Origin of the sequence: Streptomyces sp. NRRL B-24484, from assembly GCF_000717715.1 — a bacterium.
GTDB lineage: Bacteria > Actinomycetota > Actinomycetes > Streptomycetales > Streptomycetaceae > Kitasatospora.
Genome location: NZ_JOAI01000094.1, coordinates 1 through 10,999 on the forward strand (window position 1 = coordinate 1; position 10,999 = coordinate 10,999).

General features: G+C 73.0%; 11 protein-coding genes. 5 read left to right on the forward strand and 6 right to left on the reverse strand.

Features of this window, described 5'->3' with window-relative positions:
- Positions 1-272: 272 nt before the first annotated feature.
- From IE98_RS49920 to IE98_RS0141035, 5 genes are all read right to left on the reverse strand, one after another.
- On the reverse strand, positions 273-503 hold the full coding sequence (locus tag IE98_RS49920; protein ID WP_030277773.1) for a hypothetical protein: 231 nt from the start codon (positions 501-503) through the stop codon (positions 273-275).
- A complete protein-coding gene (locus tag IE98_RS0141020; RefSeq protein ID WP_052391611.1) occupies positions 503-1,012 on the reverse strand; it encodes a hypothetical protein in 510 nt (169 codons plus the stop codon). Before IE98_RS0141020 ends, IE98_RS49920 begins: the two co-directional genes overlap by 1 nt.
- Before the next feature lie 157 nt (positions 1,013-1,169).
- Entirely contained in the window at positions 1,170-2,762 is a 1,593-nt protein-coding gene (locus IE98_RS0141025) for a DUF2637 domain-containing protein (RefSeq protein WP_052391612.1), read from the reverse strand.
- Positions 2,763-2,907: 145 nt separating this feature from the next.
- Entirely contained in the window at positions 2,908-3,192 is a 285-nt protein-coding gene (locus IE98_RS48765; protein WP_030277778.1) for a hypothetical protein, read from the reverse strand.
- Between the two features lie 17 nt (positions 3,193-3,209).
- On the reverse strand, positions 3,210-3,464 hold the full coding sequence (locus IE98_RS0141035; RefSeq protein ID WP_030277779.1) for a hypothetical protein: 255 nt from the start codon (positions 3,462-3,464) through the stop codon (positions 3,210-3,212).
- A gap of 502 nt (positions 3,465-3,966) precedes the next feature.
- Here IE98_RS0141035 and IE98_RS0141050 point away from each other — a divergent pair.
- The 5 genes from IE98_RS0141050 (at position 3,967) to IE98_RS0141070 (ending at position 9,116) form a co-directional block, all read left to right on the forward strand.
- Positions 3,967-4,707, forward strand: coding sequence for a GntR family transcriptional regulator (locus IE98_RS0141050; protein ID WP_030277781.1), 741 nt, complete (start codon positions 3,967-3,969; stop codon positions 4,705-4,707).
- Positions 4,708-4,847: 140 nt separating this feature from the next.
- Positions 4,848-5,138, forward strand: coding sequence for a helix-turn-helix domain-containing protein (locus tag IE98_RS43995; protein WP_052391613.1), 291 nt, complete (start codon positions 4,848-4,850; stop codon positions 5,136-5,138).
- Between the two features lie 172 nt (positions 5,139-5,310).
- Positions 5,311-6,726 (forward strand): hypothetical protein, encoded by a 1,416-nt coding sequence (locus IE98_RS45575; protein WP_030277783.1) that lies wholly within the window; start codon positions 5,311-5,313, stop codon positions 6,724-6,726.
- A 186-nt stretch (positions 6,727-6,912) separates the two neighbouring features.
- Positions 6,913-7,374: a telomere-protecting terminal protein Tpg gene (gene tpg / locus IE98_RS0141065; RefSeq protein WP_052391614.1), complete on the forward strand. Its 462-nt coding sequence runs from the start codon at positions 6,913-6,915 to the stop codon at positions 7,372-7,374.
- 1,550 nt (positions 7,375-8,924) lie between these two features.
- On the forward strand, positions 8,925-9,116 hold the full coding sequence (locus IE98_RS0141070; protein ID WP_030277787.1) for a hypothetical protein: 192 nt from the start codon (positions 8,925-8,927) through the stop codon (positions 9,114-9,116).
- Positions 9,117-9,464: 348 nt separating this feature from the next.
- Here the strand turns inward: IE98_RS0141070 and IE98_RS0141075 are convergent, their stop codons facing one another.
- Positions 9,465-9,941: a hypothetical protein gene (locus IE98_RS0141075; protein ID WP_030277789.1), complete on the reverse strand. Its 477-nt coding sequence runs from the start codon at positions 9,939-9,941 to the stop codon at positions 9,465-9,467.
- Positions 9,942-10,999: the final 1,058 nt, after the last annotated feature.

Genomic DNA, 10,999 nt, shown 5'->3' on the forward strand with positions numbered 1-10,999 from the left:
GCCGAGGGGGGCTCCGGGGGCAGGGGCGGGGGCGGCGCAGCCGCGGCGGGCGGGTCGCCCGGCAGCGGCGGCAGGGGCGGCAGCGAGGGCGGCTCGGCCCCGCCCCGGGGCCGGAAGTTGATCACGTTGGAGTCATCGTCCACGGTGCTCTAGCTCCTTGACGGACAGTCACCGGGTGGGGCATCCTCGCGCGCACGCGCGCCCGAGCGCACACGCGCCCGTGTTACGCGAGGCGAGGAGGCCCCACCCGGTGATGATGATGAAGATGAACATCACGCCCTGTGACGGTCCGCCCAGTTGCTGAGCGTCCGCGCCAGGTCGTGCAGCGCGCTCTCGTCGCCCTTCGCGGCCTTCGCCTTGGCGATCCGTCGGGCCTCGTCGAACCACAGCTCGGCGACGCCCAGGGCGCCGCGCTCGGCCATCTGCTGCTGGCGGCGGGCGGCGTGGAGGCGCTGGTTGTACTCGCGGCGCTGGGCGCCGGTCAGCGGGACCTGCTCGGCCATCAGGCCCCCCGCTGCCACAGGTCGCCGATGCCGCGCACCGGCTCGGTGCGCGGCGGGCCGGCGGGCGCGGGCGGGACGGCCTGGGCGGTGGGGCCGGACTTGTGCAGGCCCTTGGACTGCGCTCCGGCCGGGGCCGGGTTGCCCTTGCGCAGCGCCTTGGCCTCGGCCTTGGCGGCGCGCTGCGCGGGCAGCGCGGCCACCAGGGCGAAGTGCGCGCTGACCGCGTTGCGCAGCTGCTCGGCGGCGCGGGCCTGCTCGCGCGAGGCCTCGCGCAGTCGGCGCACGTGCTTCTCGATCCGGCGCGAGCGCAGCAGCGCGGCGAACCGGCCGTCGCCCTCGATGTGCTCGCTGCGCAGCAGGCTGGAGACCGCGGCGAGCGCGGTGTCGTACTCGTCGGCGTCGGCGGCGTGCTCCTGCTGGCGCTGGAGCGTCCAGGCCGTCACGGCCGGGAGGGAGCGGAACAGGTGGTGGTACTGGTCGATGCGGTTGACGTTCGCGGACTGGTCCACGGCTGGCTCCTGTGGGTGCGCGGGGAACTGACGGGTGCTCTGACCAGGGCGGTTCGCTCGTCCCGGTTGGTCGACTGCGTTGTGCTTCCGGCAGTCGCAGCGAGGGCCGCCCGCCGGATCTCCCGGGGGCGGCCCTCACTGGTGGTGCCGGACGCTGCTACCGCAGGGGGCGGTAGCCAGAGGCGATCAGTTCGGCGGCCTCCCGGCGCCGCTCGCTGGCGGTCGGGATGGCCAGGCCGAGCAGAGCGGCGACGTCCTCCAGCGACATCGCCTCGGCGTCGCCGCCGTGCTCGGCCAGGATCACCCGGGCCAGGCGGCGGGCGGCCCGCTCGCGCACGCCCAGCCTGGCCTCGTCCTCCGCCTCGACCGCGCGCAGCTCGACCAGAGCGGCCTCCTCGCGCAGTTCGGCGGCCGTCTTCTCCGTTTCGGCGGCGCGCCGCAGGGCGTCGGCCTGGCCGAGCTTGGCCATTGCCGCGGCCGCCTTGTCCTCCTCCTCCTGGCGCCTGGCCTCGGCCTCGGCGGCCGCCTCCTGGGCGCTGCGGCGCTTGGCTTCGGCGGCACGCTCGTCCGTTTCGGCGGCCTGCCGCCGGACTTCGGCGGCCTCCTTCTCCGCTTCGGCCGCAGCCTTACGGGCGAGCGCGGCCTGCTTCTCGGCGTCGGCCTTGCGGGCGTCGGCCTCGGCGGCACCAGCGCTCTCCAGCGCCGCCACCTCGGCGGCCGAGGTCGCCTCGGCGGCCCGCTCGGCGGCCTCCTTCGCGGCCTTCGCGGCGATGGCGATCTGCTGGGTGGAGGAGGTCACCTCGTGCTCGGCGGCCTGGACGGCCCCGCGGCGCTTGAGCGCGGCGATCTGGGCCTGCGCCGCCCGGTCCGCCGCCCTCTCCTGGGCGGCCTCCTGGGCGGCCTGGCGGGCGTCGGCAAGGGCCTGCTCGCGCTCGATCTCCTGCTGCGGCTGCATCAGGGCCTGCTCGACCGTCAGCCCGTGCCGGGCCATCCGCAGCGGGAGCTGGGCGTCTGCCGGGGCCCGGCGAACGCTGCCGTACTTACGCTTGAGCATCGCCCGGTAGACCACCCGGTCCTGCTCAATGCCGGCGGCCTCGGCGTACGTCGGGATCGCCCAGAGCTGCATGCGGCGCCACAGCTTGAACGTCGGGGCGGGAGCGAGGATCCAGCGCTTCATGGGGACGCCGGTCCGGCCGGCCTCCGCCTCGGCGGTACGCACCACCAGGAAGCGCGCGGCCTCGACCGCGACGACGAACAGCACCGGCATCACCGCATGCATCGCGGCCGCGACCGGGTCCTGCCGGATGCTGTGCTGGCCTGACGAGGCGTTGAACCAGATCGTGAGCGCGGTCAGCACGTGGGCGAGCGGGCGCAGCACCGGCCACACGATTCCGCGCCGCACCAGGTAGAGGTCGGCGGCCAGGGCGACGACGATCCCGGCGTCCACGCCGATCGGGAAGGCCCGGCTGAACTCGCCGAAACCCTTGCGCTGGGCGAGGTGGAGAACGGCGTTGTAGGACCCGGCGAAGCCGATCCCTGCGACGGTCGCGGCACCGGCGCCGAGGATGATCAGGAGCAGCACGTCGACCCGTGTGAGGGTCCGACGGGCGGTCACCGAAGTGGCGGCCGGAGCCGCCGAAGTCGTCGGGGCGGCGACCGAAGTGCTGGCGGCCGTCACCGGAACGGGCTGAGTCGGGAGCGGGGCGGCGGGGGTGCCGGCCTCGCGCAGGGGCAGCGCGGCGGTGGCCACGGCGGGGTCCTCCTGTGGGTCGGTGGGAGTGCAAAGGCGGTGCTACCGAAGCGGGACCGCCCGCGGCCGAAGCCGAGCGGGCGGTCACCGAAACGGGCGGGCGGCCCCGCCCGGACGGCCGAAGGGGCCGCCCGGGACGGGCGGTTCAGCGCCGGGGCAGGGTGGCGACGGCGTACAGGGCGGTGACGCCGACGGCGGCCAGGACGTGGGCCAGGGCCCAGACACCGGAGACGTCGGACCAGGCGAGCAGCAGGCCGCCGACCGCGGTGCTGGCGAGGGTGGCGGCCAGGATCGCGGTGCCGTACGCCTCGCCGGGCTCCTCGCGGGTGTCGGCCCGGCCGTCGATGTACGCCCGGCGGTGCAGGGTGATCGTCGCCAGGTGTGCGGCCCACAGGAGCAGCAGCACGGCGACAGCGGGGGTGGAAAGCATCGGGTCGTCCTTCCGGGTCAGTCGACGTAGCCGAGGTCGGCCGGGTGGACGCCGCCGCGCAGGGCAGCGGCGTCGGCCCGCATGTCGCGGGCGTGCTGACGCTGGATCTGGGCACGGGCGGCGGCCTGGGCGCGCTGCAGTTCGCCGAGTCGGGCATCGGCGGCGAGCAGGTCGTTCGCCACGGCAGCGGCGTGGCTGTTCGCCGCGACGGCGTCCAGCGAGGCGGCCTCGGTGGCGATCTGATCGGGGGTCCAGCGGCGCATCGCGGTCACCGGCCCTTGCGAACGCGGCGCAGCGCCTCGTCCATGTCGGGGTCGGAGTCGGTGGCGGGCGCGGTACGGTCGATCATGCGGTCCTCCTGGTGATAGGGGCGGGGCGCAGCAGCAGGCCCTCGGGATCGGCGTCGGAAGCGCCCCCGAGGGCCTGTGTCGTGCCCGCGATCAGGTGGTGTGCGGCCGAGCGGCCACCAGCCGGCCCCGACAAGCGGGACACGACTGGATACGACTCGGACAACACGAGGTCCCGCCCCCAAACAGGGGGCGGGACCTCGTCGAAGTTGTCGTTCATCACCGTTTCCGGACGTAGACGCCGTTCTCAGGTAGGTGACCCACCGTCCGGATGTGCCCAGGAGCCGACTCTCCTCGCCCCGATCTGTCCCGGGACCCTGCGCCCCTCTCAGGGCGTGGGTAGAACGTACCACACGCTTAGGGGTACGTTCTACCTCCCGCTGATGGTACGTTCTACTCGGTACACCTCTCCAGGGAAGGACCTGCCATGGAAGCCCGAACGGGGTACGCGGACATCGCGGCCCACTACCGGAACCGGATCGCAGCCGGTGAACTCAAGCCCGGCGACCCGCTGCCGACGGTGAACGAGGCCGCCGAACTGCACCAGGTCGCGCGAAACACCGCCGTCCGGGCCTACGCCCTGCTCAAGCGCGAGGGCCTGGTGACGACCCACGCTGGCGCGGGAACCGTCGTCGCGAACCGCGCCGGTGTCGCGCCGGCGACCGGCGCAGCCCGGGTCGACCGGCTCAAGGCCGGCGGCAGCAACTACGCCCCCGGTGAGACGTCGACCGGCCACGAGGCGATGCTCCGGTCCTGCACGGACCCGGGCATCTGCCGAGACTTGGAGATCGAACCTCACGATGAGGTCGTCATCCGTCGGCGCGTCTTCCGCCGCGACGGGAAGCCGGTGATCCTCGGCATCTCAGTGATCCACCCGCGAGCTCTGGCGGAGGTGCCAATCCTGCTCCAGCAGGGCCGGCTTGACCGCCTGTGGCACGAGATCTACGAGGAGCGGACTGGCCGGGCTATCCACCGCTCGCCGGAGATGCACACCGCCCGGCACGCCAGTGACGACGAGCTGGCTGCTCTGGAGGTGCCCGTGCCCGAGGGCGTCGACGTCGCCGTACCGGTCCTGATCGTGCGCACTGTCTGGCACGACGAGAACGGTCCGATCGAGGTCTGGGAGGACATCCACGCCCCCGGTACCTGGCACGAGACAAAGCCGTAAGACCGCGCAAGGCCAGGATCAGCCCGGCGCCGCCCCGTGAGACACGGCGGAGGCGCCGGCACCTCGGAAGTGCCGCCACTTGAGTGACCTCCGGCGCGCCGAACAGCCACAATGCGCTCTGTGCATAAAGGATGTGATCCATGAATACGACCACCGAGGGCCTGCTCCGGCTATCCGTCGCCGCCCTGATGCGCGCTACCGGCGAGCAGCAGCGCGACCTTGCTGCCGGGCTCGGCCTGTCCCAGTCACAGGTCAGCCGCAAGCAGTCCGGCATGTCGTCCTGGTCACTGGACGACCTCGACCGGCTCGCCGCGCACTACGGCGTGCCGGTCCTGGACCTGCTGTCCGGCCCGACTGAGGCCGTCCGCCGGCTGCCTGCCGCACGGCTGACCGCCGCTCTCGGTGGGACGCAGTCCGTAATCGCGGTGTAGAACGCAACAGGCCCCGTCGAAGACGGGGCCCGCACGTCCGCCGGGAGGCAACCCGGCGAAGAAGCACTCTCTAGCTACCAGGCAAGGAGGTGCGCTCGCATATGAGCGTACGCAAGACGACCCCCCAAACGCCACACTGCCCCAGCGTCGGCATGCCGCAGGACGGTGTCCGGTGAGCCTGGAACCGATGATCTGGGTCCTGAGCGGCGACGCACCGATCGCCGACCTGAAGGAGTTCGCCGTACTGGCGACCATGGCGGAGGCAGCCGGCCGGGATGGATGCGGCACCTTCCAGTCCAAGGAGACGATCGCCGAGCGGACGACTCTGGACACGGAGTCGGTGAAAAGGGCGTGGCGGGCGATGGTGCGCCGCGGCCTCATCGGCAAGGGCGACCAGACCATGGCCCGGCACATCCGGGCCGACCGGCGACCTACGGTCTACGACCTGCTCATCCCCTACGAATGGTTCCCGAACATCGAGCGAACCAACGCCGAACGGGCCCGGATGGGACTCGACCCGCTGACGCCGGAGAACCGCCCGCCCATCGCACCTGCCCCCGCCAAGAAGGCCCGCGCCGACAAGGGCATGCCCCGTCCCAAGGCTGAGCAGGACTCCAAGCCGCGGGGGAACTCTGAGAGCCCCCGTGCGGAGACCCCCGAGGACGGCCACGGGGGAACTACAAGTCGTCGACGGGGGAACTACAAGTCGTCGACGGGGGAACTACAAGAGCCCCGAACCAGTACCTCTAACCCAACTACTGAACCGGGGGACCCTTCCGTCCCTCCGTCCTTCCCTGACCCTGACGCGCGCGCGAAGCCTGCGAACGGGACGGACGAACGGACGGACGGCGGAGAGGTCTCACAGCACCAGGAGCAGCAGCCCGGCAAGCCGGCTGAGAGTGGCGAGGTGCCGACGGCTCCGGCTCCGCCGGTCGCGTCGGCGGGGGTGATGCTGCTGCTGGAGATCGGCACGGCCCACCCGGAGCTGGCGGTGTCCGCTCCAACGCTGGCGGAGCAGGGCGCGGTCCTGGATGCGCGGCTTGCGGCGGGCTGGCCGGTCGGGCTGCTGCGGGCCTGGCTGACGGCCCCGGGTAAGGACCCGGTGCGCAGCGCGGATGCGGTGATCGCCTACCGGATCAGGCACCTGCCGCTGGCGCCGGGTGTGCTGCCGACTGCCGACTCCGAGGGCGGGCCGGTGGTGCCGCACCAGGAGCAGCGCAGCGTCGCTCAGGAAATCGGCCAGCGGGTCCGGCACGAGTGCTCGGGCCAGGACGGCCTGTGCGGCCGTCAGGTGAACGCGGCAGGCGAGCTGTGCCCGCTGTGCCGCAAGCCCTGCTCGGCGGACTGCGGCCGGGGACCCGCGCACCCGTCCCGGCAGGACGGCCTGTGCCTGGACTGCGTCCGTGACGCCGGGGCGGCCCGCTGCATGGCCGCCGACTGCGACAGGCTCGCCGTGCACAGCGACGGTCTGTGCCACGGCTGCCACCGGGAGCGGGTCGACGCCGAGGACGCCGCGAGGGCCATCGCCCTGCTGGCGTCCGAGCTGGAGGCGTACGAGCCCGAGGAAACGACCCCGGCGCCGTTCTGACGGCCGATCACCCCCGGGTGGGACTCCTCGCCCCCCCGGGGGTGCGATCGGCCGCCAGTGGCCCGCCTGCGGCCTCCGGTCGATCGGTGGGGGGCTTGCCCACCTCGCGCCAGGCTTGCCCACGGCTTGCCCACCGGCTGGGGCAACCCCCCCGGGGGCCCCCCCCCACCCTCCAACCCCCTCCTGGTGAAGGCCGCGAAGGGCTCGACCTCCGCCGTCGCCGGGCAGCTCGGCGTCTCGCAGCGCACCGTCCAGCGCTGGCTCAAGGGCACCGCCGCGCCGAAGCCGGCCGCCGCGCAAGCGATCGCCGACGCGGTCCGCGCCGGCTGGCAGCCGCGAGTCCAGCAGCGGGTACGCCGGGCCGCCGAACGCGACGGCTTCGTGCTCAGCGCCAGCGCCCAGTTCGGGTTCGCCAGCGCCGCCAGCTCCACCGACGACCCCCGGCTGCGCCTGATCACCCAGCACCTGCCCGGCGACGTCGCCGCCGCCCTGTTCGCCGCCCGCGACGCCGGCGCCTCCGAGGACGACCAGGCCCGCGTGCTCGCCCGTGGTCTCCAGGAGCACTACTTCCGCGACGGCGGGCGCCGCGCCTCCGGCCTGGCAGTGGAATTCACCGGGATCCAGTGGGCCGACTTCGGCGTCCTGTGACCGCGCGTCTGGCCCGGCCGGGTCGTTTCGGCGCCCCGCGGGCTGCATCCCGGGGTGGGCGGATCTGATCGGCTGGAATGGCCTACGCAGGTCAGGATCGGTTTTCCGATCGGCCCGTGATCGGCGGCCGATCGGTCCCGCAGCCGATCACAGGCCGATCCCAGGCCGATCGGCCACCGATCCGGGGAGGCCCCAGGCTCCTGTGGGGCCGCCACGTGCGCGCACGGTGCGCGCACGTGAGGAGCCGGTTTCGGCGACGGTCCGTGACGGCGGCGGCGCGGCCGTCCGTCCCCGCCCGTGGGACACCGGGCCGGTTGGTTGCCCACGGAGTTGCCTGCGGAATGGTCTGCGGAGTTGCCCGGCGAGTTGCCTGCGGAGTTGCCCACGGAGTTGCCTGCGAACGGCGCCGTGCGGTGCCTGGTCAAGGGGGCTGACCTGCGGGACAAGGGGCGGGACAAGGGGGCGCCGGGGCGCCGGGGCGCCGACTACTTCCCTGGGACACCCCTCGGCGGTTGGTCACGGCAGTACCGGCCCGCTGCGCCCGGCCGTCTCGCATGCCGGAATCCGAGGTAGGCCCCGGGGTGGGACCGACGGTAGGGCCCGCCGTTGGCCCGACGGTTGGCCGCCCGGTAGGAGTCGTGGTAGGGGCATGCCTTTGGGCAACCTGCCCGTTTTCCCAGGTCAGACCAGGTGGGCAAGCCTGTTGGTGTCGAGGACACCTCTTCCCACGCGATAGCCGTGGAGAGGTCTGGATGAAACCCGGGGCGCGGCACGACCGTCCTGCCCGAACCGCCCCGCGGGTCGTGCCGACCGCACGGAAGCCCTGTACGGCCGCCTAACGTCCCGTCAGCCGCTCGCTGGTCTCCCAGCATCCCGAAGCGCTGCACGGCCGCCACAGCCCCGGTGAGCCCCCGGGTCGTGCCGATCCCTGTCCTCCCGCCCGTGGGTGGGTGGGGCTCGCCCTGCTACGCCGGGCTGTGGGCCGATCACCAACCACAACTCTCAACCGGCCGGGCCCGAGGCGGTCGGGGTCCCAACGCTCGCGCGCGTCGCTCGCGCGTGACCCGCCGCCCGGCGCTGCGGGCAGGGGTCGGGCGGACCGTTGGCCTGGCGGGCGGACCGACCGTTGGCCGCGCGGTCGGATCCTGGGTCGGACGCTAGTAGGACCGGCACCGCCGCCACCCGACCCGCTTGTGCAGGTCGGCCCGGGTGGGCAAGCCGCCCGGCGCCGAGGACACCTCTTCCCGCGCGATAGCCGTGGAGAGGTCCGGCACTCGAAGGCGGCGCCGCGCCCGTGCTCCCTCTCGCGTGCGCGCGTGGGCGCCCCTACGCGTTGGGCCCCGCTGCGGATGCGTTTTTCATCGCGAAATTCGCTAACGGGCCGGTTGTGAATTTCACCAACCGGCCCCGCCCAGCCGTCCTCGCCCGGCCCCGCTCGGCTGCGCGGTGGGGCCGGCTTGCGCCGTCCGTCCGGGGCCGGTTGCTGTCTGCCGGGCGCTGAGCCCACAGAGGGTGTGAGGGACCGATGGTCGGTCCCGGAGAGGACCCCCATGTACAAGATCACCCTGGAGGGCGGCGGCCTGGGCATCAGCAGCCTGACCCGGACGCAGGCCACCTTGCCCCCGGCCTTCTTCGTCGTCACCACCGGCCCCGGCCGCCGGCTGCTGTTCAAGATCACCGGCCGCGACGGGCGCCACTTCACCGCGGCCCACATCCGCGACCTGCCGCCGATCCGGTCCTGATCTGCCCGGCTGATCCGTTCCCGGTCCGTCCCCGCCGCGGACCGGGGACGGGCTGGCGGCCCGCTCGTACAGCCGCTCGCTTGGGCGCCCGTTTGGATGCGCGTCTGGGCGCTCGCTTGGGTGCCCGTTTGGCGTCCGTCCCGGAGCCGGGCCCTGGTGTATCAGTGCAGCTCAACGGGCCGATCCGGCGAACTCACCGGCCCGACTTACCTTCCTAGGCGCTCTCCTGGTGACTGGCGGGGTGGGCGCGGCGGTCGGCTTTGGTCGGACGCTGCGCTGTGCCTTTTCTTCCTGCGTCCGGCTGGGGCCGGCCGCGCGGTTGGGCTGGGGAGGGGGCGGGCAGGGCCGTCAAGGTTGGCGCTCCTTGGCCATCAAGGTAGGCGGCGGTACGCCATCAAGGTGGGTGCCGGGGCCGTCAAGGTATCCGCCGATCACCCGGCGGATACCTTGACGGTGCAGGTCACGGCTGGTGCGCGCCCGAGTGCGCACCGGCTGTGCACCCGCAGGCCAGGGGGCCGGGTTCTTCTCCCCCCGTGCCTGGTACGCCTCCGCACACGCCTGCCGCATCTCGATGCCGAGCCGCGCGCAGCGGACCTTGAAGGCCTGCTTGATCTCCTTGGGCACGTAGGTGCCCATCTGCACCCAGTCGCTCTCCCGGGCGACCGGCCCGGCGGCCGGGGCCGGCTGCGCCGAGGTGGCGGGCCCGGCGGCGCTCTGGGCGGTCTGGCCGCCGACGCGCAGGCCCTCAACGGCCGGGACCAGGGCGGCCTGGGCGGCGAGAGGCGAGGTGCCGGCGGGCCGCTGGCGAGCGGACGGCTTGCTCATCGGGTGGCGGTGACGGTCGGCGAGCTGGGTGCAGATGGCTCGGCAACCGTCCCGACCGGCAAGAAGAATCCCAAGCACATCGAATTATCGGACAGAAAAATCCAATGACCAGCATCAGAAAAACCGCCCACGCCGGTTCCTATCTGATTGCGTATCGGATTTCCCATCTGGTTTCTCATGCGGTTTTGTCTCTGGTTTCGACCAGAGAAAAACTCCCGAATCCGATCGGGGTAATCGCGCAGCTCAAGCCCAATTGGTTCACCCGGCCCGATACCGACTTACCTCTGTGCGCCCCTGCCCTGCCGATGGAGTGGTGGTGTGGGGAGCGGGTACGCACGCCAGTCGACCGGGAGTCCAGGCCGCGCGGTGCAGCTCCTGATGCTGCTCCCGATGTCACTCCTGGTGCTGCTCCTGATGCTGGCACCCCAGGCCGGGCCGACAGGGGGCATCCGTGCAGCTCAGGCAGCCATCCAAGGTGGCCGGAAATTCTGACATCCCTCTCTCCTGCCCCTTCTCCTTCTCCTGGTGGTGGGCGGCACGGCGTACGGACGGGTCGCCAGGCCTGCGGCGCCCATCAGCCGGCCTGCCGGGGCGGACCGACCGACAGGGCCGCCCAGGCCCCTGCCGGGCCCCTTGGCCGGGCCTGGCTGCGGTGCTGACTGCGGTGCCGCATGCGGGCCTGACAGGGGTGCTGACTGCGGTGCTGACTGCGGGCACCCAATCCCCCGGCCGCCCGGCCAAAGCCACAGGTCAGAGCACCCGTCAAGAGGTTCCGGGCCCCCGACAACCCCCTCTGTCTGTCCCTCTCCTGTGGTGCTGGTGGTGTGGTGTGTGCGGTAGGGCGGGAACGGGCCGGACGGCGGCGGTTCTGCGCCTGCGGCGGGCCGTGGTTGTTGGGCGCCCGGCGGTGCCGGCCGCGCTGCCAGACGCCGCCCAGCCCCCGCGGCACTCCCATCCCCGTGCCCGACTGCGCACCCCACTGCATGCCCCACTGGGTGCCCGACTGCGTACCCGAGTACCTGCCCGGACCATTCGCGCCGGCCCGGACATTCCAGCAG

Bases quoted from the DNA above. Each gene is read 5' to 3' on its own strand.
- IE98_RS43995 (WP_052391613.1), top strand. From the start codon at position 4,848: ATGAATACGACCACCGAGGGCCTGCTCCGGCTATCCGTCGCCGCCCTG.
- IE98_RS0141075 (WP_030277789.1), bottom strand. From the start codon at position 9,941: ATGAGCAAGCCGTCCGCTCGCCAGCGGCCCGCCGGCACCTCGCCTCTC.
- IE98_RS49920 (WP_030277773.1), bottom strand. From the start codon at position 503: ATGGCCGAGCAGGTCCCGCTGACCGGCGCCCAGCGCCGCGAGTACAAC.
- IE98_RS48765 (WP_030277778.1), bottom strand. From the start codon at position 3,192: ATGCTTTCCACCCCCGCTGTCGCCGTGCTGCTGCTCCTGTGGGCCGCA.
- IE98_RS0141070 (WP_030277787.1), top strand. From the start codon at position 8,925: ATGTACAAGATCACCCTGGAGGGCGGCGGCCTGGGCATCAGCAGCCTG.
- IE98_RS0141050 (WP_030277781.1), top strand. From the start codon at position 3,967: ATGGAAGCCCGAACGGGGTACGCGGACATCGCGGCCCACTACCGGAAC.